Consider the following 22024-nt stretch of genomic DNA (forward strand, 5'->3'; position numbering starts at 1 on the left):
GACCTTGTAGGGAGCATATGTACTTTTCTTTCAGCTCTGCATTCAATGCGAGGTTTTAGCGTATACGAACTTGGCGAGGCTGCTTCGCAGCTTTTCCACAATCATTGCGGGCGATTCGACCATCGGGAAATGGCCGGAATCGTATTCGACGATCTCGGTGCCCATGAAGCAGGGCATCGGCTTGGGATGGGCGAGGCGCGCTACCCAGGTCGAATTGAGTAACAGCGCCTGACAGGAAACGAGGGGAAAGCGCTCTTCGGCATTCCAGGCGAAGAGCGCATCCTTGATGTCGAGGGCGAAGGCGACCTGCGCCGCGGCGATCATCCCATTGGTGATTTCCCGGCGCATCACTTCGGCGGTGGTCGGATGAACGATGTTGTCGACCATGGCCCGCATGTTGCCGGAATAGTCGAGCGCAAAATCATCGTGACGACGGCGAATTTCCTCATCCGGCACACGGCCATAATAGCCGCGATCCGACAGCGTATCGAGACCGATCAGTCCGGCGATCCGGCCCGGAGCTGCAATCGCGACCTCTATCGAGATCGGACCGCCCATGGAATGACCGATCAGGATGGCATCGCGGATGTCGAGATGGGCTAGCACGCTTGCGACTGCCAGGCCCATGGCCTCGATCGTCTCGCCGCCTTTCGGGGGCGGCGCCATGCTGCCAAAGCCCGGATGGGAGACAACGAGCACGCGGTAGTCGCGGGCTAGCTCCGGAGCGATGATGCTCCAGTGCTTGGCGCTGCCGCACCAACCATGGATGAGCACTAGCCAAGCGCCTTCGGTGCCGAAAGTCTGGTGACCAATCCGGCCTCCGTGCGGGGCATCAAGAGTGAAGAGGGGCGCAGGAGTGGTGCCACTGATGTCCATGCGTCAGCCCTTGATCCCGCTGGTAGTCATGCCCTGGGTGAAATATTTCTGCAGCAACAGGAAGAGCAGGATCAGCGGCACGGTGGCGACCGTCGCGCCGGCAAAAGTTTCACCCCAGTTGGGAAGCTGCGTCGGAGATCCCTGCTGGGCGATCGCTACCTGGATGATCTGGTTTGCCGGATCCTGGACGATGACCAGCGGCCAGAGGAAGCTGTTCCAGGAGAAGAGGAAGGTGATGAGACCGAGCGTCAGCATGGGTACCTTCACGTTTGGCAGCACGATCGAGAAGAAGATGCGGACATGGCCCGCGCCATCGATGCGGGCGGCATCCTCGAGTTCGACGGGCAGTTCCTCGAAGGCTTGCTTCAGGAGGAACAGGCCGAAAGGGCTGGCGATCCAAGGGATCATGATACCGAGCAGGGTGTTGGACAGGCCGAGGCCCGAGACGACCTGATAGAGCGGCACCATCATCGCCTCGATAGGCAGCAGGAAGGTGAGCAGGATTAGGACGAAGACGATCTTGGCGCCCGGGAACTTGATGCGTGTCAGTGAATAGGCGGCCATCGAGCAGAGAAGTAGGGTCAGTGCGACCTGGCCGCCGGAGACGATCGCGGTATTCAAGAGCGCGGTCAGGACATTCGTGCGTTCGAACAGCGTCTGGTAATTCTCGATGGTGCCGTTGACCGGGAAGAAGGCCTTCCAGGAGAGCGGCGTCACGTCGTTGAACAGCGTCAGTTGGTTCTTGAACGACGAGGAGACGATCCAGGCATAGGGGGCCAGAAAGCAGCAGAGGATCAGAGCGATGACGAATGCGACCAACAGGCCGCGCTTTACCGTGAGCGTCTTCATGTCAGTAATTCCAGCGAGAGCGCAGAAGGGCCATCTGGGCCATGGAGATGCCGAGCACGACGAGCAGCAGCGCGACGGAAAGCGCCGACGCGTAGCCGGCCTGCTGCATGATGAAGGCCGTGTTGTAGATGTGGTAGACGATCAGGTTGGTGCTCTCCTGCGGTCCGCCCTGGGTCATCAGGAATGCCGGCGCGAAGGCCTGCAGCGAAAATACGGTCATGATGACGACGACGAAGAGCGTCGTGCGCGAGAGCAGCGGAATGGTGACATTCCACAGCACCTGCCGGCGAGTGGCTCCATCGATGCGCGCGGCTTCGGTCAATTCGACCGGCAGACCTTGGAGACCGGCGAGGAAGAGGATGGCGCCGAAGCCGACCTGCTGCCAGAGTGTCATGGCTATGAGTGCGGGGAGCGCCTGGCTGGTCGAGGTGAGAAAGGGCTGGTTGGTGACGCCGAGGATGTTCAGCACGCCGTTGATCAGGCCGTTCGATGGGTCGAGCAGGAAGGACCACATGGTGGCGACGACGACGGAGGAGGTCACCACCGGCAGCATGATCATGGTGCGGACGAGGCCGCGGGCCGGCAGTTTCGAATTGAGAAACAAGGCTAGCGAAAAGGCGACCGGAATGACGAAGAGCACAACCCCGAGCGCGAAGGCGAAGGTGACGCCGAAGCTGATCATGGCGTCGTCATATTCGATCATGTCGGTGAAATTGCGCAATCCGACGAACTTTGCCGTCGCCGGGTTGAGCAGGGAGTAGTCATAGACGCTGTTGCGGGCCATGACGAGCAGAGGCACGTACTGGAAGACCAGCAGCAGGATCATGAACGGAGCAAGGAAGCCGGCCGCAAAGAGCCAGTCCCGCTTCTGCCGCGTGGTTGCGGGTTTGCGGCTCTTTGGTCTTGCGGGAGCCAAAGACGTAGAAAAGATATTTGAAGCCGACATTCTTGCGTCCATTGCTATTAGCGGTCGAGAATCCGCTGAACCTTCTTCTCGGCATCCGCCATGATGTCGGTGGGCTCACCGCCGAAGGCGACTGCGCGCAGGGCATCGGTGACGAGCTTGTCGTACTGGGCAAACTTCGGACCCGGCGGGCGCGGCTGGCCCCATTCCTGCAGCTGGTCGACGAAGACCTTCATCGGGTAGCTGTTATAGATCTCGAAGCGCGGGAACAGACTCTTCAGGGTTGGCAGGTTACCGCGCTGGCTGACGTTCATGTAGGCATATTCGCCCCAGGACATGTCGACGACAAACTTGGCCGCGATCTCCGGGTTCTTCGAGCGGGCCGTCGCGCCGATCGTGGTCGAGCCGGTGTGAACGACCGGAGACTTGAAATACGGCATCGGCGTGATGCCCCATTCGATCTTCGGGTCCTTCAGAAGCGCGTTTCCGGCGGCTGGCGTGTCGATGTAGAAGCATGCCTTGCCGTCGAAGTATGCATTCGGAATGCCGACCTTGGGCGCCACGCCTTCGGAGTTGAACAGCGACTGATAGAATTTCAGCGCTTCAACAGTTTCCGGCGTGTTGAGGTAGCCCTCGACGCTTTTGCCGTCGGGCGAAAGAGCCCAGAAGGTCTTGAAGGCGCTGCTTTCCGGATCGGCCGTCGGGTCGCCGGCAGAGCGCTGATAGATGAGGTCCTGATAGGTTAGGCCCGGCTGGCCATTGCCGAAGCGGGTCGGGCCGAGGCCCCAGATGGTCGGCGAGCCGGCTGGGCCCTGTTGGCAAGCCTTGAAGGCTTCGAGTGCCTGCGGCCAGGTCCAGGCATCCTTCAGATCCTGCGGCGGCTTGATGCCGGCGGCTTCGACGAGCGCCTTGTTGTAGTACATGGCAATCGTAGTCTGCTCGATGCCCGGCGAATAGACCTCACCCTCATAGCTGTGTTCGGCCTTGGTCGCTGGCAGGATGTCATCATCCCAGCCATCCGGCAGATACTTGGTGATCGGCAGCAGGATACCGGAGGCGGCATAGGACTGGGTGTTGGGGCCGTCATAGACGATGATGTCCGGCGGGTTGGAGCTGGCAGCCTGGACGGAAATCGTGTCTGCGAGCTGGGCGAATGGAACTTCGTTGATTTCGAAGGTTACGCAGGGATTTTCTCTCTGCCAAGCTTCCATCGGCGCCGGGTAGGGGTAGTTGCCGGGCGTGCGCAGGATACGCAGCGTCACCGGTTCGCCGGCGCAGGCTGGTGCATCCTGGGCATAGGCGCCGGTGCCATAGAGCGCGGTGGCGCTCAGCAGGCCGGCGAGAGCGAGATTGCGGGCATCCATCAGCTGTTCTCCTTATTATGGTATTGTCGACATCAGAGTGTCGGTCACGTCAAAGCGCGTATCCGCTGTCCGGATCGAAAAGCGACATGCGGTCGGATGCGATACGAAGAGGTTGGGGCTCGCCCTCAGCAACGGCCAGTTCGGGCGGCAGCATGGCGGAACAGGCGGTCCCGGCCACAGTAAAGTGAACCAGAGTAGTCGGACCCAGCAGCTCGGCCATCTCGACGGATGCCGTCAAGTCCGGCGCGCCATCGGCAAGGAAGTGTTCCGGACGCAGGCCGAGTTCGACCTTGCGTCCGATGTACGGGCTGACGGCGTCGATCTTGTGGGAGGGAACCGGAACGAGCGCCGTGCCGACTTTCAGCATCAGCGTCCGGCCTTCGCCGACAACCTCCGCCGGGAGAAAATTCATCGTCGGGCTGCCGATGAAGCTGGCGACGAAGCGGGCTGCCGGGCGCTCGTAGAGTTCCTGGGGCGTGCCTTGCTGTTCGATCTTGCCCTTGTTGAGGACGACGACCCGATCGGCAAGCGTCATGGCCTCGACCTGGTCGTGGGTGACGTAGATCGTGGTGGCCTTCAGGCGCTTGTGCAGACGGCGGATTTCTGCGCGCATTTGGCCGCGCAACTGGGCGTCGAGGTTGGACAACGGCTCGTCGAACAGGAAGACGGCCGGATCGCGGACCATGGCGCGGCCCATGGCGACGCGTTGACGCTGGCCACCGGAAAGCTGCTTGGGTCGGCGCTTCAGGAGACCTGAGATGTCCAGGACCTTGGCGGCATCCTCGACGCGGCGGCGGATCTCGGTCTTGTCCATGCCGGAAAGACGCAGGCCGAAGCTCATGTTCTGGGCAACGGTCATGTGCGGATAGAGCGCGTAGTTCTGGAAGACCATGGCGATGTCGCGTTCGCGCGGCTCCAGCTCGTCGACGCGGCGAGCGCCGATCCAGATCTCACCGTCCGACAGTTCCTCGAGGCCGGCGATCATCCTGAGCGTGGTGGACTTGCCGCAGCCGGACGGGCCGACCAGGACGACGAATTCACCGCTTTGGATTTCCAGATTAAGGCCCTCGATGGTGTTGGCCGAGGCATTTTCGTAGGTTTTTCCCACAGATTTGAGGGACACATCTGCCATGAGGATTTCCCGCAGTCCTTTTTGCTTGGCCCTCCCAGGCCATTTCCGCGACATTGGTGTGAATTTCGTATTCGCGCAATACCAATAGGTATACAAAAAATACATTTTATCCAAAATCCTATGTGTAACGGTATTTTTCTGCATTATGCATAAAAACTAAGCAAATGTGCGCAAAAACTAAGCAGATTATGGAAATCTGTTCTCATTATCCTATTTTTTAAAGAAATACTGAGGGAATAACCAAAAAAACCGTGGACACGAATAACAAATTGCGTATGCAAGAAAGTGAAATATGTATTCAAATAGGGGACGCAGGTGGAACTCAGTCTTGCTGGAAAGACGGCTCTGATCACCGGAGCTTCACAGGGCATTGGTTACGCGATCGCCAAGGTACTGGCGGCCGAAGGATGTCATCTTCATCTTGCTGCACGCAATGGTGCGGCGATGGAGGATCTGAAGAAGGAACTCGCGCAGTATCCGGTTAATGTGACCGTGCATGAGGCAGATCTCGGCACGACCGAGGCCATGGTCGCCCTCGACAGGGCCTGCGGCGACTATGACATCCTGATGAACAATGCCGGCGATATCCCTGCCGGCTCGATCGAAGACGTCACGGATGAATCCATCCGCCGCGGTTTCGACCTCAAGGTCTTCGGCTACATCTCGCTTGCCCGCGAATTCTGGAAGCGCCGCAAGGGCAAGGGTGGCGTCATCATCAATGTCATCGGCAATTCCGGCGAGAACTGGGATGCGGCTTACTTCGCCGGCTCCACCGGCAATGCAGCGCTGATGAGCTTTACCAAGGCGATCGGCGGACGCAGCATGGACGAGGGCATTCGTGTCGTCGGCGTCAATCCGGGTCCGGTCGATACCCCACGCATGTTCAAGATCATGAAGCGTAAGGCGATCGACATGCTTGGCGACGAGAGCCGCTGGGAAGAGCTTTACGACAAGTATCCGGGCAAGCGTCCGGCAACGGCCGAAGAAGTCGCCGACCTTTGCGTCTTCCTCGCCTCGCCGAAGGCCGGCTATATCAGCGGGACCGTCGTTACGATCGACGGCGGCATCGCGGCTCGCGGTTCGGTGATCTGATCGATGGCCGACGCTCGCACCCGCAACCGCTATTTCGACGATCTGTTCTCCACGCCGGACCTGGCGTGGATGGGGCAGAATACCAATCACGTGTCCGCTCATCCGGCGGTCACCGATGCAATGATCCGTTCCGTCGAGGCCGGTGAATTTAATGCCTATGCGCCGCCGATGGGTTTCGAAGCCCTGCGCAGCGCCATCGTTGCCGATCTCGGAGTGGCTGGGTCGGGCGCCGAAGCTCTCGTGAGCGAGGGTGGCGTAAATGCACTCGCCATGATCTGCAAGGCGCGTGCCAAGCCTGGCACGACGCTGGTCACTACCGATCCGACCTGGAAATGGCCCTGCATGTTCGCCGAACAGGCAGGTGCCGAAGTTATCCGAATCCCAATCTACGATGCCTCGGTCAACTACAAGCTGACCCCGGAAGCGCTTCGCGCCAACGTAGATGAACGTTGCGCGATTATCTACATCGTCGATCCCAACAACCCGCTCGGCATCCGCTATGACCGCGAAGAGATCGAGGCCTTTGCCGAGATCGCCCGTTCGGTCGGCGCGCTGATGATCCACGACTGCACCTATCGCGATTTCGCCGACGGCCATACGCCGGTTCTGAAAGTGGCGCCGGAAGGTACGGTGGTTTCGCTTAGCTTCTCCAAGTGGCTGGGTCTCGCCGGCATGCGCATCGGCGCACTCGTCGCCGAACCAAAGCTGATTGACGAGTTCGGCGCAGCCTCCACCTCGGTTCTCGGAGCATCGGTCGTCGCCCAGCGCGCGGCCATGGCTGGCCTCGCAGTCAAGGCGGAGTGGATGGAAGATGTTCGCCGCGCGGATCGCACCAACAAGGCGATGATCATCGAAGCGGCCAAGGCTTCGGGTCTTTCCGTGCCGATCCCGGTTTCGCACGGCAACTTCCTGGTTCTCGAAACGGCTGCGACCGGCGTTTCGCCGGAAGCGATCGTCGAAGCCGCCCGCCGCGAAGGTGTGATGATCCGCCAGGGTCGCTATCACACGGCCGCCTTTGGTGATCGCTTTATCAAGGTCTCAACCTCGGTGCCGACCGGCTGGGCCGAGCGGTTATGCGAAGGCCTGCCGCGCTACATCCAGACGGCGCGCACCCTCAACGACGTACCAGCGCTGTTCTAGGGCTGGCATTTCTTTCGATCAGACGAGGCAAAGAGGCTCATCATGTACGCGACGGCCAAGGATGGAACGAAGCTCTACTTCGAGACGGCTGGAGAGGATGGAACCCCGATCCTGTTCATCCACGAGTTCGGCGGAAACTACGATGCCTGGGAGCCGCAGATGAGCTTCTTCGCCCGTCGTCATCGCTGCATCACCTATGCAGCGCGCGGCTATGCGCCATCGGACATTCCGGCCGACACGGAAATGTATTCCCAGGCGATCGCCGCGGACGACGCGGTCGCGGTACTCGATCATCTTGGCATCGAGAAGGCGCATATCGTCGGCCTGTCCATGGGCGGTTTCGCTACCCTGCATTTCGGCCTGCGTACGCCGGAGCGGGCGCTGTCGCTGACGGTTGCCGGAGCCGGCTACGGCACGGAACGGGAAACCGCGGATTATTTCCGCAACACCTCGCTGAAGGTGGCGGAGAATTTCGCGAAGGATCCTGCCGGCTTCTCGAAGATCTATTCGCTCGGCGCCAGCCGGGTGCAATTCCAGAACAAGGATCCGCGCGGCTGGGCGGCCTTCGCCGAGCGCCTGTCGCATCACTCCGCCGTCGGCGCGGCCAATACCATGCGCGGCGTCCAGTGCCGCCGTCCGTCTTTTTGGGACCTTGAAGATCAGCTCACGGCGCTGACGGTTCCGACGCTGGTGATGACCGGCGACGAGGACGATCATTGCCTGCAGCCGTCGATCTACCTGAAGAAGATGATCCCTTCCTCTGGTCTGGCGATCCTGCCGAAGACCGGTCACACGCTAAACCTTGAAGAACCGGCGCTGTTCAACTCGCTGGTCGCCGATTTTATCGCCCAGGCCGAGCATGGCGCGTGGAAGCTGCGCGACCCGCGGGCAGATCCCGGCCAGGTCATGCGGACGGAATAAGATCATGGCGCTGCCCCGGATTTCTCCCGATAGGCTCTGGGCGCGACTGATGGCGCTCGGCGGGGACGGTGCGCTGCCCGGCGGTGGCGTCAATCGCCAGGCGCTGTCGGCGGAGGAAATCCTGGCTTGGCGGCGCATGATCGCCTGGGGTGCCGAGGCGGGTCTTGAGCCCTCCACCGATGCCGCTGGCAATCTTTTCCTGACTCTCAAGGGCGCACGTCCCCACCTCGCGCCCGTCGTTGCAGGCAGTCACATCGACAGCCAGCCGACGGGCGGCCTTTTTGACGGAGCCTTTGGAACGCTTGCGGCTCTGGAGGCCGTCGCCGCGATTGCCGAAGCCGGCCTGACGCCGGAGCGCTCGATCACCGTCGTTGGCTGGATGAACGAGGAGGGCAGCCGTTTTGCCCCCGGCATGATGGGTTCGGAACTGTTTGCCGGCCAACGCACGTTGGAGCAGGTCATGGCCGTGCGCGATGCCGATGGCGTCAGCGTCGGCAAGGCGCTTGAGACGGTGCACGCCGCCTTCCCAGAGATCGAGCGCAGGCCACTCGGGTTTCCGATCCATGCCTATGTCGAGCCGCACATCGAGCAGGCGGATGTGCTGGAAACGGAAGGTGCCGTCATCGGCGTCGTATCCGGCATCCAGGGCAAGAAGACCTACGAAATCACGGTGGTCGGCCGCGAGGCCCATGCCGGGACGGAGCCGATGGCCCGTCGTCAGGATGCGGTGCGCAGCTTTGCGCGCATGACCGCCGCCATGCATGAGGCGGCGGCGGACGACGCTGTGGTAAAGTTCACCATCGGCCGCGTCGTGGTCGAGCCGAATGCGCCCTCCGTCGTTCCGGCCAAAGTGACGTTCCGCATCGACCTGCGCCACCCTGACAATGACGTTCTCGATGCTTTCGGCCTGGCGCTCGAAGAGATCGCGCTTGCCGAAGCGGGCGCTTGCAAAGTCCATGTCCGCCGCCTGGTCGATGCGCCCTCGAACGGTTTCGACGAGGGACTGAAGGCACAGATCCGCGCCTCGGCCGAGCGACATGGCCATTCCTGGCTCGACGTGCTGTCCGCCGCCGGCCATGATGCGCGCCAGATGGCGCCACTGACGCGCAGCGCGATGATCTTCATTCCCTGCCGGGGCGGCGTCAGCCACCACCCGGACGAATGGGCGGAGCCCGCCCATGTGGCGGCGGGTGCCGCCGTTCTTCTCGACCTGCTGCTTCAAGAGGCGGGTCTTTCGTTCAACCAAGGAGATGCATGATGAGCACAGCCAACGACATGGCAGAAATGCCGGTTCAACTGCCGCGTAACCCCGCCAATGCTGCGGAGGGACGCAGCCGTTACTTCAACTCCGGCAATGCATTCAACATCAAGCTTCCTCCTGTTCCGGGCCACATCTTCCTCGACGAGCCGGCCCAGGCGATGAAGATGGAGAAGACTGGCTTCATCAATTGCGATCAGTCCGACAAGATGCAGTGCAGCTTTGCCGCGACGACGCCGCTGATGCTGGCGCGTTATGCGGTGGTCAAGGCGGGTGAGACGCTCGACACGACGCTGATCAACACTGCCTCGATCTGGTATGTCATCAAGGGCAAGGCCAAGCTCGTTGTCGGTGCGGAAAATGCTTCGCTCGGCAAGGCCGATGTCTTCCTGCTGCCGGGTGGCGTCGAGTCGCAGATCACCGCGGAGGAAGACAGCGTCTTCTGGGCGGTCGGCAACGATCCGCAGTTGAAGTTCGACACCTCTTCTCCTGTTACCGGTAAGGATGCCGCCGTCCAGTTTGTCCATTACCCGGCGGACGAGATCGTGCATCAGCTCGACGTGGTCTACGGCTCGAACGCCAATGCATCGACCTCCGGCCACGCACTGATCTTCTCGGCGGAAAAGTCGGAAGCGGCGCGCAACATCACACCGACCATGACGCTTTCGCTCAACACGCTGAAGCCGAAGAGCGAGCAGCCGCCGCACAAGCACAATTCGGCGGCGATCACGCTCGTCGTTGCCGGCGATCCGGCCTATTCCATGGTTGCTGACCAAAAATGCGACTGGTCTCCCTGGGCAACGCTGATCACGCCGCCGGCCGCCAAGCACAGCCACCACAACGACGGCAATACGCGGGCCGAATTTCTCATCGTCCAGGACGGCGGCTTCTACTATCACGCGCGCACCATGGGCTTCGAGTTCTACTGATGCGGCTGATCATCGACACCGATACGGCAGGGGACGATACCTATTCCATGCTGCTGGCGATGAAGACGCCGGGATCGACGCTCGAGGCGGTGACCGTCTGCGTCGGCAACGTGCCATTCGACCAGCAGGTCGAAAACGCGCTGGCGACGATCGAGGTGGCCGGCTTCTCCGGCAAGATTCCGGTCTATTGCGGCGCGCGGCGTCCCATGGTGAAGCCTTGGGAACCCTCCACCATGCATGGCAATGACGGGATGAGCGGTGCAAACCTGCCGATTGCCCGCCAGCGCCCGGAGACCTTGCATGCCGTCGACGCCATTATCGAGAAAGTGATGGCAGCTCCCGGTGAGATCGACATCCTTGCCCAGGCGCCGCTGACCAATATCGCGCTCGCGGTGATGAAGGAGCCACGAATCGCTAAGGCGGTGCGTCATCTTTGGATCATGGGCGGAACGGACAATTCGGTGGGCAACATCACCCCTTGCGCCGAGTACAACTTCTTCATTGATCCGGAAGCCGCCAGGATTGTCTTTGAGGCTGGGTTCAACATCACCCTGTCCACCTGGACATTGACGATGCGCTCCAGCCTCTTTGAAGCCGACCAGCTTGAAGAGATCTTCGCGATGCAGACGCCTCTGTCGGAATTCTACCGCAAGGTTTCGGCTGTGCCGCGCCAGACGGCGGAAGCCCGCTACGGTCGTCCGATCAGCACACATCCGGATTCATTGACCTGCGCGATCGCGTTAAACCCCGATCTCATCGAAAGTGCGCGCGATGCGGTGGTGCGGATCGAGACGATGGGCGAAATCACCCGGGGGTTCTCCGCCGTGCATCCGCCGGTGCTCGGCAATCGCTGGCCTGACTTCAAGGTCAATGCACGCGTGGTTGAAGTGGCCTCGAATGACGGCTTCTTCTGGATGATGAAGCAGGCGTTCTCATAAATCCGACGCCATCTCTCATGTCTGCCGGCCGGCTACGGGAACGTAGTCGGCTTTTCTTTTGGATCGATGACCCGCGTTGCACCTTTCGTCGGGTTGCCTGATATATGAACAGTGGATGCACTTTATTTAGCATCTTATGAATTCAAATAACGAAAAACTGAATACATTTAATCCAAAATGGATTATTTTTTGATTTTGATGTGGCATTTCCAGCATCTTGAGTAATAGCGCAGCCTTCTCCCTGCGTAGGAGGAAAAGTAAATCTGATTTTTCTTTGAATTTGAGTCTGGCACGGCAATTGCTTGTATTCTGATATCGAATAAATGCATACACGCAGGAGTGAGGGTATGACCGACACCACGATGGCCTTGACCGAAGAATATCTCCGTGGTCCTGCGGCTGGCGGCATAGGGTTGATCGAGCTTTTTAAGGCGAGGAAAACCAAGGTAGCGGCTACCGCGAAGCTTGAGGCCGCTGAACCGATTGCGGAAGGAAAGCCGTTGATCGAACTGCGCAACGTCTCGAAAACCTTTGGTTCGGTCAAGGCCCTCAATGATCTCGAGGTCGCGATCCAGCCGGGCGAACTGGTAACGGTCGTTGGACCCTCTGGCTGCGGCAAGAGCACGCTGTTCAATATTCTCGCCGGTCTTGAAGAGCCGGACCCGGGTAATATCCTGCGGTTGAAGGGGAAGAGCTCGATAGCCTCCGACCTGCTTGGCCAGGTTTCGTTCATGCCGCAGCGGGATCTGCTGCTGCCGTGGCGCAATGTGATCGACAACGCTATTCTCGCGCTCGAGATCGAGGGCATGTCGCGAAGCGAGGCGCGCAAGCAGGCGATGTCCATGCTGCCGGAATTCGGTCTGGCCGGTTTCGAGAAGCAGCACCCCAACCAGCTTTCAGGCGGCATGCGCCAGCGCGTGGCGCTGATGCGCACCTTCCTGTTCAAACGCGACCTGATGCTGCTCGACGAGCCCTTCGGCGCACTCGACGCGCTGACACGCACGATGATGCAGCGTTGGCTGCTCGATGTCTGGCAGAAGCACAAGCGTACCGTCCTGTTCATCACCCATGACGTCGACGAGGCGATCTTCCTGGGCGACCGGGTGCTGGTGATGACGGCGCGGCCCGGCAAGGTGAAGCTCGAGCAGGTCGTCGACCTGCCGCGCCCGCGCAAGCCGGACATCGTGACATCGCCTGAATTCATCGCGCTGAAGAAGACCCTCCTTGATGCCATCGAAGAGGAGAGCATGAAGTCCTTCCAGGTTGCTGGACACTGATAGACGAAAGGAAATGACGATGACTGATCATTATTCTGGCCGCCCTACGCATATCTCTGAAACCGAGTGGGAGGCACGCGTCGATCTCGCGGCCTGCTATCGGATGGTGGCGCGGCTGGGCATGGACGACCTGATCTACAACCACATTTCCATGCGTGTTCCGGGTCATGACGGCCAGTTCCTGCTCAACCCCTATGGCTTCCTGTTCGAGGAAATCACCGCCTCAAGCCTGGTGCGCATCGACACCGAGGGCAACAAGCTCGATGACACGCCCTATGCGGTGAACAAGGCCGCCTTCGTCATCCATGGAGCGATCCACAACGCAAGCCATGACGCGGCCTGCGTGCTGCACACCCATTCGGACGCCAGTACGGCGGTGTCGTGCCAGGAGGGAGGGCTTCTGCCGCTCAGCCAGTTCGCCATGCGTTTCTACCAGCGCCAGGCGTTCCACGACTATGAAGGCGTGGCGATTGATCTCGCCGAACAGGAGCGGATCATCAGCCACCTGGGCGACAACCGCGTCATGCTGATGCGCAACCACGGCATCCTGACGGTCGGCCGTACGCCGGGCGAAGCCTTCATGCTGCTTTACTATTTCGAGCGTGCCGCCCGCATCCAGCTGGACCTGCAGGCCGCGACCGCTTCGGGTACTTCCCTGGTCATCCCGCCGCACGACGTCTGCGAAAAGGCGGCGCGGCAATTCTGGGAAAGCAAGGGCGACATTCTCATTGCTGGCGAACGGGAGTGGCCGGCTTTCCTGCGTCAGCTCGACAGGGAGGGTTCAGATTACCGGCAGTGAGACTGGGTGGAGGTCAATAATAATCAAACGACCAACAGAGAGGTTCCATGCTTAACAGACGTAACGTATTCGCTGCCTTTGCTGCCGCCGCGATCGGTTTCCAGGGGCTCGGCATGACCGTCGGCCAGGCAAGCGCCCAGGACCTGGTCGACGCCAGCCTGCGCCTCAAGTGGCTGACCCAGGCCCAATTCGCCGGCTTCTATGTCGCCCTCGAAAAGGGCTACTATACGGAAGAAGGCATCAACCTCACGATCAATCCGGGCGGTCCGAACCTTCTGACCGAAAACCTGGTCGCCACCGGAGCCGACACCTTTGGGCTTTCGGGCGGCACGGACAGCGTTTTCGCCGCTCGCGATAAGGGCCTGCCGATCGTTTGCATCGGCGTTTCCCACCAGGAAACCCCATTCGTCTTTGTCTCCCGCAAGGATGGCGCGGTGCAGGACGTGGCGGACTTCAAGGGCAAGACGATCACTACCTGGTTCACAGGCGCAAATCACGTCTTGTCGGCGATGCTGTCTAAGGTTGGCATCGACGCCAAGGAGGCCGATATCCAGCCTCAGCAGGTTTCTGTTACACCGTTCGTCGACAAGCAGGTCGATGTCGTGACAGCCACCCGCTACAATGAGCTCTATGTGATCAACCAGCGCGTCGGCAAGGAGAACCTCAACCTCTTCGTTCCGGAAGACAGCGGCGTTTCCTTCCCGCGCGATACCCTGATCGTTTCCGAGCAGACCACCCAGGAGAAGCCGGAACTGGTAGAGAAATTCCTGCGCGCCAGTGTCAAGGGCTGGAAGGACGCCTTCGCCAACGAGAAGGAAGCCATCGACATCATCATGAAGATCGCGCCGACGCTTGACCGCGCCCAGCAGGAATTCATGCTGGGCGAGATCAAGGTGCTGATGACCGCAGGCAAGGCGAAGACCGATGGGATATTCACCATCGACAAGGCTGCCGTCGGCTCGGCCAACGACCTGCTCGCCCGGTATGGCGTAATCTCCAAGCCCGTCGATCTCGACGCCGCCTTCGATGCGAGCTTCATCGACAAGATCCCGGCCGCGGATCGCAGCCTATGAGTGGTACGGCAACCCCTGCTGCGGACCTGCCCGTCGTTTCGGCGGGCAGGATTTATGCCGTAATCAAGCCGATGCTCTGGCTCGCAGTCGGCCTGCTGGCGATCGAGGTGATCGTCATGGGCTTCAATATCGAACCCTATTACCTGCCCAGGCCGAGCGCGATCGCCGCCAACATCATGGCAACGCCCGGAGCCTATCTCACCGGCCTCTGGCGGACGTTCCTGGAAACTGCACTGGGTTTCGTCGCCGGCGGCCTGTTCGGCGTGGCCGTGGCGGTCGTCTTCCACCGCTGGACCGTGTTGAAGGAGCTATTCTTTCCGCTCTTCGTCGTTTCGCAGACCATCCCGGTCATCGCCTTCGGCGCCGTCGTGGTTCTCTGGTTTGGCAATACGCTGTTCGCCAAGGCTGTGATCTCCTTCTACATCAGCTTTCTGCCGGTGACGGTAAATACGATGCTGGGCTTTTCCGCCGTTGATCCGCGTCAGGTGCAGTTGATGAAGAGCTTCGGCGCCGGTGACGGCCAGATCCTGCGCCGGCTCTATCTGCCGGCCGCCCTGCCGCAACTGTTCGTCGCCCTGAAACTCGCATCCTCGCTGGCGCTGGTCGGCGCGATCGTCGGCGAATGGTTCGGCGACACGACCGGTCTCGGCGTACTGCTGCTGCAGGCCATGTACAACGAAAACGTCGTCGGTATCTGGGCCACCATCGTCGTCTCCGCCTGTCTCGGGATGGGGCTTTATGGGCTTGTCACCTATGCCGAGCGCAAGATCGTTTTCTGGGGGAACGAGCAATGAGCGCATTTCTCGAAAATGACAGCGCCCGTCAGATTGGCCGCGGCATCGCAGGCGCCCTGCTGGTCGCCGTCATCTGGGAGCTTTCTGCCCGCGGGCTGAACCTTCCGGCCTATGTGCTGCCGTCCGTCTCCAGTATCCTGAGCGGCATGGTGGGCGATGCGGCTAATCTGCTCGCCGCGGCCCACTTCACTGCGGCAGAGGCGCTGTCAGGATACGCGATCGGCTGCCTGATAGGCATCGCGGCCGCCGTGCTGGTGACCATGATCCCGGTCGCCAGAAGCGTGGTGCTGCCGCTGGCCACAGCGATCAACTCAGTGCCGGTGGTCGCCTATTCGCCGCTGGTGCTTCTCTGGTTCGGCATGGGCATGGCCTCGAAGATCGTCATGGTCGCGGTTGCCGTCAGCTTCACCATCTTCCTCAGCACCATTGCCGGACTCGACCGGGTTGATCGCAAGTCTGTCGACCTGATCCGATCCTTCGGCGCCGGTCGATTGACGGTTCTCTGGCGTCTCCGCCTGCCCACGGCCTTGCCGTTGATCATCGCCGGCATGCGTGTATCGACCGTGCGCAGCGTCATCGTCGCCATCGTCACCGAGATGCTCGGCGCCTATGGCGGGCTCGGCTGGGTGATCTATCAGGCGGTGCTGCAGATCGATTTCGTCAAAGTCTGGGCCGCCATCATCGTCGCTTCCGCGATTAGCCTCACCTTCTTCGGCGCGATCAGCTTAGTAGAGCGTCGCTGCATTTTCTGGAGATAAGCATAGCATGAAACGCATGATGCATTTTGGTCTCTTCCTGCTAGGCACTGGCAGTCATGTCGCGGGATGGCGCGTGCCTGGGGCGATCGACAGCTTCCAGGATATCGAGATGGTCAAGCGGATCGCCCAGGAAGCGGAGCGCGGACTGTTCGATTTAATATTCATGGGCGACAATCTGCATGCCGATCCGGCGGCGCATCCATCCTACACGGCCCGCCTCGAGCCGCTGACGCTGTTGTCGGCCGTTGCGGGCGCCACTCAGCATATCGGTCTTGGCGCCACGGTCTCGACGACCTATAGCGATCCCTTCACGGTCGCGCGCGTCTTCGCCTCGCTAGATCACTTGAGCGGTGGGCGCGCAGCCTGGAACGCGGTAACTACGGCAAACCCGACGGCGGCCGCCAATTTCGGTACGGTGCATCCCGATCATTCCAAGCGCTACGAGATCGCCGAGGAGTTCCTCACCGTGGTGCGCGGGCTGTGGGACTGCTGGGCTGACGACGCGATCATCGCCGATCGTGAAACTGGCGTCTATATCGACCCGGCAAAGGTCCGTGCGCTCGACCATGAGGGCGCGCATTTTAAGGTGAAGGGACCGCTCAATATCGGTCGCTCGCCACAAGGCCAGCCGATCATCCTGCAGGCCGGGGGCTCTGGTCCGGGTCAGGAGTTGGCGGCGAAATCGGCCGATGTAGTGTTTTCCGTCACCCAGGACCTCGAGGAGGCGCGGATCTTCTACCGTTCGGTTAAGGACCGGTTGCCGAAATACGGCCGCGCAGACAATAGCATGGTCATCCTGCCGGGCATCATGCCCATCGTCGGGCGGACCGAGCGTGAGGCCCATGATAAGCTCGCACAATTGCAGGGCTTCATCAGCGAGACCAATGCACTGTCGCTGTTGTCCGATCGCTTCGGCATCGACATGAGCGTCTATGATCTCGATGGCCCGATCCCCGAGGGTCTCAAGCCGTCCGACAACTACCACGCCTTCGCCAAGGTCATGCTCGACAAGGCGCGGCGCGAGAGCATGAAGCTGCGTGACGTCTATAACCTGATGGCGGCGGCGCGCGGCCACTGGGTCCTTTGTGGTACGCCGAACTATATCGCCGACACGCTGGAAACCTGGTTCCATACGGGGGCGGCCGACGGGTTCAATATCATGCCCTCGCATTTCCCCGACGGATTGACCGACTTCGTCGACATGGTCGTGCCGCTTTTGCAGAAGCGCGGACTTTACAGGGCAACCTATGAAGCTGGGACACTACGCGACCGAATGGGCTTCGACCGCCCGCAGAGGGCCTGAGGACAACGGTATTGGGTGCCATGGATCATCGTTTCGATATCGTCGACAGCAAGGCGTTCCGGTCCGGGATGTCGAGGCTTGGGGCCGCTGTCAACATCATCACCACGCAGGGCGTGGACGGCCCTCATGGCTTCACCGCCTCTGCGGTCTGCAGCGTCAGCGACTCGCCAGCGACGCTACTTGCCTGCATCAACCGTTCGGCCTCCTGTTTCCCAGCCTTTGAGGCTGCGCGCTACTTCTGCGTCAACACGCTTGCCCCGCATCATGAGCCGATCGCCGATCTCTTTGGCGGCAAGACACCTATGGCGGAGCGCTTTTTGGCGGGTGGATGGGAGGCGGGCAAGTCCGGTGTGCCGGTGCTTGATGATGCCTTGGTGAGCTTCGAATGCTGCCTGTCGCACTTCATCGACCAGGAGACACATCGCGTGTTGTTCGGCTCGATCATTGGTATCCGCGCAACTACCGAGAATTCAGCCCTTCTTTATCAGGACCGTCGGTACGTTAGAATATGAGGCCGCCTATGTTTTGCTCGGGGTGCTATTAGCAATACCACCTGCGCGGAACGCTGGCTCCACGACAGCCGGTTGCACTTCGACTTCCTATCTTTGCTTCAAGGTCGGACACAGTTAATTGCGTCTAACGGGAGATGAGTTCCGCTTCAGCACTGGGATTGGGGCCAAAAATGTACATCTCTGCAGACACAGGCCCCGCAACTAGTTCCTACGCTACACTGTGTGCAGTAGCCCAAAAATTGTGATCCAGTGTGTAAAAAACGCTACGAGCGTCAGAAGACCCCCATGAAACGAAGACACTCTGCGTGAACTCAAAAGGATTCGTCCAGTTCGTCGGTGTGCTCTCCCGTCCGTCCGCTCCAGCACCTGAACGGCGGGTTCCGCACTCACCGTCTCCGCGAAATTCGAAGAAGCCTGTCCGTTGATAGATCTGATCCACGAGGCGAACGATTAGTGTTGATGAGGTAAAGATCGGATCCCTGGCATGAACGATGCCTCCATGGCCTCCGTCATTAGGCGCTCTCCGGAGGCGGCGAAGGAGAAGCCGTAACATTCGGCACCTCGCATGATTGCCGCTCCGTGAGCCGCGTTGATCATCGGGACTGCAGCCCACGCGCTCGACTTCGATGATACCGGCGCTAACCCGGTAAAAATACTTTTAAATCAATATTCAAACAAAATTGGCTTTTGCTTTGTACCGTTAAAGGACTTGCTAGGCCGCGCAGGCCTCGATCACGCGGTTGCGGCCGCTACGTTTTGCCTCGTAAAGCGCCCTATCTGCCGCGTTGATCAGATATTCGTAATCTGGGTGCCCTTCGAAGGTTGCAACGCCGATCGATGCCGTGATTTTCAGGTTTTCGTGCTCTGATAGCGGGATATCAAGGGCGGCCAGTCGCTGCCTGATGCGTTCGGCGATTGTCAACGCCTCAGTTCGACCTGTTTCGACCAGGACAATGAGAAACTCCTCGCCACCATATCGGAAAACGAAATCGCTTACCCGGACGAAGTCGAGAAGGGTTGCTGCCGTGTGGCTGAGCGCTATGTCTCCAACCGAGTGGCCATGGGTATCATTGATAGACTTGAAATGATCGATATCGACCATGAGGACGGACAGTTCCGAAGGTCCTTCCTTTGCGAGGGTGATCTCGCGGCTGAGAACCGAAGGCAGGAAGCGCCGGTTCAAGGCTCGCGTCAGCGGATCAGTGCCGTTCTCGACGTTTGCTGCTGCCTGGAAGAGATCATTCAGATGGAACTTTACCTCGTCCATACGCTCCTGAAGAGCGACGATGGAGGAGGGCGTCTCACTGTCGATCGACGGGAGCAGATCTTCATCAACTTCGATCATGAGCTTTTCGATGCTACGGAGGATAGGCGAGCCTTGGAACAAGAGTGCCGCACGGTGGCGGACCCAGAGGCCGAAAGGGGAAGCTGAAAGAGAAACCGGGAGTGTTTTGTTGCCGCGACCCAGAAGCCCGAACAGCACCGACTGGCTCCATTCCATCAGTGCCGCGCGCTGGGTTTCTCTTTCCAGGTTGATATCCTGGCCGAGCGAAAACAGGCGGAAGGCTTCATCCGTTTGGACGCGACGGGTCGTGTCGGTGACGTAGGATCTCGTCATCAGACGCATGGAATAGTCGACCAACTCGCCGAGGAGAATGAGCGTCGTCGCAACCTGTACAGCATCGGGATTGTTTTGCGCCACTCGCCTTGAAATTTCGCTCTTGAGAAGGGTCATTCCTTCCATCACCAGATGGTTCGGAATCTTCAGCCGGGCATGGACTTCACCGATCTTGATCTGGCGTGCGTCGAAGCCTGAAAGATCTCCGTCTGGATCAGTCTGAACTAAATCCAGAAGCCAGCGGCGGAGCGAGGAATGAAGGCGGTCGTTGACGACGGAATGGCTGAGGAAAGTCGAACCTTCACTATGGGTGAGGAATACTGAATAAAATTTGCCGACGAGCGCATCCACATGCTCGTGGACGATCTGCGTAAGAATTCCGCGACTTTGAACAAGAGATGCCTCCGGCGTGCTTTCCCAAATGGATAGTCCTGGCTTCTCAGTCATTTGTATTTACCCCGATTCAACGAGGACTGCGTAACCAGTGGTTGCTTCCGGATCAAGGCGTGAACTGTTTAAAAGAAGACGATCTCGTTTCCCCTGAACGAGGAGACTGCTGGCGGGCGTAGTCGTCGGCGAAGATGCTTTCAGAATAGACGCTGCTTTCGGCGCGATAGAGTAAAAGCCGCGACCTTCGCCATTGATGCAGGTGGATGCCCTGCGTCTCGGAGTGGCGGGTGAAACCTTGTGCGCGAATAACCTCCCCATAACGCAGAACCGTCGACTGCGGATTGATAATTGTGTCTCCGGCGCAAAGAGCTTTGCCAGGACCTTGCGGGGAAATCGCAAAAGCGTTTCCCCAATCCAGTTCGCAATCATCGGGACGAGGCAGGCTGGACTGCGCCGCGATGATCGCATCGCAGCTGGTCCGGCTTGGTCAGGATTACGCACTAAATATTGCCGCCGGGAGTTCTGAAATCCTGCCCCAGCGCAGCCACTGGAATGAGTGCGACCGGAAATGGAAGTGTAGGCCGCATCAATGTCTGGTCCCGAGCGCGGCTTTGTCACCGCGTTCATACCATCCCTTGGAGCGGTTGACGATCCAGACAACTGAAAGCATGACAGGCACCTCGATCAACACGCCCACAACAGTGGCGAGCGCAGCACCGGAATGAAAGCCGAACAAACTGATCGCCGCTGCAACCGCCAGCTCGAAAAAATTGGATGCGCCAATCAAGGCAGACGGACCGGCGACGCAGTGCTGCTCCCCCGAGATACGGTTGAGGAGGTAGGCCAGCCCGGAATTGAAATAGACCTGGATCAGGATAGGCACGGCGAGGAGCGCAATAACCATGGGCTGTGCGATAATCTGCTCGCCCTGAAAACCGAACAACAGGATCAGCGTCGCCAGCAATGCCACAAGTGAAATCGGCCCCAGACTGCGAAGCGCCCGGTCAAGTGCTGCTTGTCCGTCCGCTGCGAGCAGGCGGCGGCGCAGGATCTGGGCGATGATGACCGGAATTGCAATATAAAGCATCACCGATAAGACGAGCGTTCCCCATGGCACGGTGATGGCGGAGAGGCCGAGCAGAAGGCCGACGATGGGCGCGAATGCGATCACCATGATCGCGTCGTTGAGCGCGACTTGGCTTAGAGTGAAATGTGGTTCACCTTTGGTGAGATTCGACCAGACGAATACCATCGCCGTACAGGGAGCGGCGGCAAGGATGATGAGCCCGGCAATATAGCTGTCGATCTGGCCGGCCGGAAGCAATGGCCGGAACAGCCAGCCAATGAACAGCCAGCCAAGCAGCCCCATCGAAAAGGGTTTTACCGCCCAATTCACGAAGAGCGTCACGCTGATGCCGCGCCAATGCCGACCGACCTCGCCAAGGGCGGCGAAATCGACCTTGAGCAGCATCGGAATGACCATAAGCCAGATCAGCGCGGCCACCGGAATATTGACCTTGGCGATCTCTGCTGCGCCGACCAGTTGAAATAGGCCGGGTATGAAATGACCGAGCGAAATACCCGTGACGATGCAAAGGGCGACCCAGAGAGTCAGATAGCGTTCAAAGATGGACATAGCTTCTCTATACCTTCGGCGTGTAGCCGCTCCGCTCATCGACGACGTGCTCACCGTCCTCCTTGATGAATACCGCTTGTTGCGGCGGCAGCAGCTCGAGAACTTCCTCAGACGGACGGCAGAGCTTCACGCCTTTGGGACTGATGACGACAGGACGGTTGATGAGGATCGGATGCGTCATCATTGCATCTAGAAGCTGGTCATCCGTCAGTCCCGGATCATCCAGTCCGAGCGCGGTATAGGGAGTGTCCTTTTTCCGCAGCAGAGCACGAAGGTCAGTACCCATTCGCTCTATGAGTTGCACCAGCATTGCCCGGCTTGGTGGCGTCTTCAGATACTCGATGACGTGCGGTTCGATACCCGAATTCCGGATCATGGCGAGAGTGTTGCGAGACGTGCCGCAATCGGGATTATGATAGATGATAATGTCCATGGCAGACCCGTATAGCAGTGGTTGGAGA

At 59.8% G+C, this 22024-nt stretch carries 22 protein-coding genes; 13 read left to right on the forward strand and 9 right to left on the reverse strand.

Annotation, left to right across the window (positions count from 1 at the left end):
- Positions 1-42: 42 nt before the first annotated feature.
- The 5 genes from IE151_RS08940 to IE151_RS08960 form a co-directional block, all read right to left on the reverse strand.
- The gene (locus tag IE151_RS08940; protein WP_189489647.1) at positions 43-876 is read right to left on the reverse strand and encodes an alpha/beta fold hydrolase; all 834 of its coding nucleotides are present in this window, start codon (positions 874-876) and stop codon (positions 43-45) included.
- Positions 877-879: 3 nt separating this feature from the next.
- Positions 880-1725, reverse strand: a complete 846-nt coding sequence (locus IE151_RS08945) for a carbohydrate ABC transporter permease (protein ID WP_189489648.1) — start codon at positions 1723-1725, stop codon at positions 880-882.
- 1 nt (position 1726) lies between these two features.
- Positions 1727-2551: a carbohydrate ABC transporter permease gene (locus IE151_RS08950; protein ID WP_189489649.1), complete on the reverse strand. Its 825-nt coding sequence runs from the start codon at positions 2549-2551 to the stop codon at positions 1727-1729.
- 137 nt (positions 2552-2688) lie between these two features.
- On the reverse strand, positions 2689-3993 hold the full coding sequence (locus IE151_RS08955; protein WP_189489650.1) for an ABC transporter substrate-binding protein: 1305 nt from the start codon (positions 3991-3993) through the stop codon (positions 2689-2691).
- A gap of 49 nt (positions 3994-4042) precedes the next feature.
- Positions 4043-5125 (reverse strand): ABC transporter ATP-binding protein, encoded by a 1083-nt coding sequence (locus IE151_RS08960; RefSeq protein WP_189489651.1) that lies wholly within the window; start codon positions 5123-5125, stop codon positions 4043-4045.
- Positions 5126-5440: 315 nt separating this feature from the next.
- Between IE151_RS08960 and IE151_RS08965 the strand changes: the two genes are divergently transcribed.
- The 13 genes from IE151_RS08965 to IE151_RS09025 all read left to right on the forward strand — a co-directional run bounded on the left by IE151_RS08965 (position 5441) and on the right by IE151_RS09025 (position 17919).
- Positions 5441-6217: an SDR family oxidoreductase gene (locus IE151_RS08965; RefSeq protein ID WP_189489652.1), complete on the forward strand. Its 777-nt coding sequence runs from the start codon at positions 5441-5443 to the stop codon at positions 6215-6217.
- 3 nt (positions 6218-6220) lie between these two features.
- Positions 6221-7357, forward strand: a complete 1137-nt coding sequence (locus IE151_RS08970; RefSeq protein ID WP_189489653.1) for a pyridoxal phosphate-dependent aminotransferase — start codon at positions 6221-6223, stop codon at positions 7355-7357.
- Positions 7358-7396: 39 nt separating this feature from the next.
- Positions 7397-8278, forward strand: a complete 882-nt coding sequence (locus tag IE151_RS08975; RefSeq protein ID WP_244636682.1) for an alpha/beta fold hydrolase — start codon at positions 7397-7399, stop codon at positions 8276-8278.
- Positions 8279-8282: 4 nt separating this feature from the next.
- Entirely contained in the window at positions 8283-9536 is a 1254-nt protein-coding gene (locus IE151_RS08980) for a hydantoinase/carbamoylase family amidase (RefSeq protein WP_189489655.1), read from the forward strand.
- Positions 9536-10465 carry a cupin domain-containing protein gene (locus IE151_RS08985; protein ID WP_189489656.1) on the forward strand — a complete coding sequence of 310 codons (930 nt, stop codon included), beginning with the start codon at positions 9536-9538 and terminating at the stop codon, positions 10463-10465. The genes IE151_RS08980 and IE151_RS08985 overlap by 1 nt, the downstream gene beginning before the upstream one ends.
- Positions 10465-11403, forward strand: coding sequence for a nucleoside hydrolase (locus IE151_RS08990; RefSeq protein WP_189489657.1), 939 nt, complete (start codon positions 10465-10467; stop codon positions 11401-11403). The genes IE151_RS08985 and IE151_RS08990 overlap by 1 nt, the downstream gene beginning before the upstream one ends.
- Positions 11404-11750: 347 nt before the next feature.
- The gene (locus IE151_RS08995) at positions 11751-12680 is read left to right on the forward strand and encodes an ABC transporter ATP-binding protein (RefSeq protein ID WP_189489658.1); all 930 of its coding nucleotides are present in this window, start codon (positions 11751-11753) and stop codon (positions 12678-12680) included.
- A 19-nt stretch (positions 12681-12699) separates the two neighbouring features.
- On the forward strand, positions 12700-13479 hold the full coding sequence (locus tag IE151_RS09000) for a class II aldolase/adducin family protein (RefSeq protein ID WP_189489659.1): 780 nt from the start codon (positions 12700-12702) through the stop codon (positions 13477-13479).
- A gap of 47 nt (positions 13480-13526) precedes the next feature.
- Positions 13527-14552 carry an ABC transporter substrate-binding protein gene (locus IE151_RS09005; RefSeq protein WP_189489660.1) on the forward strand — a complete coding sequence of 342 codons (1026 nt, stop codon included), beginning with the start codon at positions 13527-13529 and terminating at the stop codon, positions 14550-14552.
- Positions 14549-15346: an ABC transporter permease gene (locus IE151_RS09010; protein WP_189489661.1), complete on the forward strand. Its 798-nt coding sequence runs from the start codon at positions 14549-14551 to the stop codon at positions 15344-15346. Before IE151_RS09005 ends, IE151_RS09010 begins: the two co-directional genes overlap by 4 nt.
- Positions 15343-16104, forward strand: coding sequence for an ABC transporter permease (locus IE151_RS09015; protein ID WP_189489662.1), 762 nt, complete (start codon positions 15343-15345; stop codon positions 16102-16104). Before IE151_RS09010 ends, IE151_RS09015 begins: the two co-directional genes overlap by 4 nt.
- Before the next feature lie 7 nt (positions 16105-16111).
- Positions 16112-17407 carry an LLM class flavin-dependent oxidoreductase gene (locus IE151_RS09020; RefSeq protein ID WP_189489663.1) on the forward strand — a complete coding sequence of 432 codons (1296 nt, stop codon included), beginning with the start codon at positions 16112-16114 and terminating at the stop codon, positions 17405-17407.
- Positions 17408-17427: 20 nt separating this feature from the next.
- The gene (locus IE151_RS09025) at positions 17428-17919 is read left to right on the forward strand and encodes a flavin reductase (RefSeq protein WP_244636683.1); all 492 of its coding nucleotides are present in this window, start codon (positions 17428-17430) and stop codon (positions 17917-17919) included.
- 712 nt (positions 17920-18631) lie between these two features.
- Here IE151_RS09025 and IE151_RS09030 read toward each other — a convergent pair.
- From IE151_RS09030 to arsC, 4 genes are all read right to left on the reverse strand, one after another.
- Positions 18632-19984 (reverse strand): GGDEF domain-containing protein, encoded by a 1353-nt coding sequence (locus tag IE151_RS09030; RefSeq protein ID WP_189489664.1) that lies wholly within the window; start codon positions 19982-19984, stop codon positions 18632-18634.
- A gap of 52 nt (positions 19985-20036) precedes the next feature.
- Positions 20037-20390, reverse strand: coding sequence for a DUF6636 domain-containing protein (locus tag IE151_RS17960; RefSeq protein ID WP_382344669.1), 354 nt, complete (start codon positions 20388-20390; stop codon positions 20037-20039).
- A 123-nt stretch (positions 20391-20513) separates the two neighbouring features.
- Positions 20514-21563, reverse strand: a complete 1050-nt coding sequence (arsB, locus tag IE151_RS09035) for an ACR3 family arsenite efflux transporter (RefSeq protein ID WP_189489665.1) — start codon at positions 21561-21563, stop codon at positions 20514-20516.
- A 7-nt stretch (positions 21564-21570) separates the two neighbouring features.
- Positions 21571-21996, reverse strand: coding sequence for an arsenate reductase (glutaredoxin) (gene arsC, locus IE151_RS09040; RefSeq protein ID WP_189489666.1), 426 nt, complete (start codon positions 21994-21996; stop codon positions 21571-21573).
- Positions 21997-22024: the final 28 nt, after the last annotated feature.

Origin of the sequence: Limoniibacter endophyticus (assembly GCF_014652835.1) — a bacterium.
GTDB lineage: Bacteria > Pseudomonadota > Alphaproteobacteria > Rhizobiales > Rhizobiaceae > Limoniibacter > Limoniibacter endophyticus.

Bases quoted from the DNA above. Each gene is read 5' to 3' on its own strand.
- IE151_RS08940 (WP_189489647.1), bottom strand. From the start codon at position 876: ATGGACATCAGTGGCACCACTCCTGCGCCCCTCTTCACTCTTGATGCC.
- IE151_RS08945 (WP_189489648.1), bottom strand. From the start codon at position 1,725: ATGAAGACGCTCACGGTAAAGCGCGGCCTGTTGGTCGCATTCGTCATC.
- IE151_RS08950 (WP_189489649.1), bottom strand. From the start codon at position 2,551: ATGATCCTGCTGCTGGTCTTCCAGTACGTGCCTCTGCTCGTCATGGCC.
- IE151_RS08955 (WP_189489650.1), bottom strand. From the start codon at position 3,993: ATGGATGCCCGCAATCTCGCTCTCGCCGGCCTGCTGAGCGCCACCGCG.
- IE151_RS08960 (WP_189489651.1), bottom strand. From the start codon at position 5,125: ATGGCAGATGTGTCCCTCAAATCTGTGGGAAAAACCTACGAAAATGCC.
- IE151_RS08970 (WP_189489653.1), top strand. From the start codon at position 6,221: ATGGCCGACGCTCGCACCCGCAACCGCTATTTCGACGATCTGTTCTCC.
- IE151_RS08980 (WP_189489655.1), top strand. From the start codon at position 8,283: ATGGCGCTGCCCCGGATTTCTCCCGATAGGCTCTGGGCGCGACTGATG.
- IE151_RS08985 (WP_189489656.1), top strand. From the start codon at position 9,536: ATGAGCACAGCCAACGACATGGCAGAAATGCCGGTTCAACTGCCGCGT.
- IE151_RS08990 (WP_189489657.1), top strand. From the start codon at position 10,465: ATGCGGCTGATCATCGACACCGATACGGCAGGGGACGATACCTATTCC.
- IE151_RS08995 (WP_189489658.1), top strand. From the start codon at position 11,751: ATGACCGACACCACGATGGCCTTGACCGAAGAATATCTCCGTGGTCCT.
- IE151_RS09000 (WP_189489659.1), top strand. From the start codon at position 12,700: ATGACTGATCATTATTCTGGCCGCCCTACGCATATCTCTGAAACCGAG.
- IE151_RS09005 (WP_189489660.1), top strand. From the start codon at position 13,527: ATGCTTAACAGACGTAACGTATTCGCTGCCTTTGCTGCCGCCGCGATC.
- IE151_RS09010 (WP_189489661.1), top strand. From the start codon at position 14,549: ATGAGTGGTACGGCAACCCCTGCTGCGGACCTGCCCGTCGTTTCGGCG.
- IE151_RS09015 (WP_189489662.1), top strand. From the start codon at position 15,343: ATGAGCGCATTTCTCGAAAATGACAGCGCCCGTCAGATTGGCCGCGGC.
- IE151_RS09020 (WP_189489663.1), top strand. From the start codon at position 16,112: ATGAAACGCATGATGCATTTTGGTCTCTTCCTGCTAGGCACTGGCAGT.
- IE151_RS09025 (WP_244636683.1), top strand. From the start codon at position 17,428: ATGGATCATCGTTTCGATATCGTCGACAGCAAGGCGTTCCGGTCCGGG.
- IE151_RS09030 (WP_189489664.1), bottom strand. From the start codon at position 19,984: ATGACTGAGAAGCCAGGACTATCCATTTGGGAAAGCACGCCGGAGGCA.
- arsB (WP_189489665.1), bottom strand. From the start codon at position 21,563: ATGTCCATCTTTGAACGCTATCTGACTCTCTGGGTCGCCCTTTGCATC.
- arsC (WP_189489666.1), bottom strand. From the start codon at position 21,996: ATGGACATTATCATCTATCATAATCCCGATTGCGGCACGTCTCGCAAC.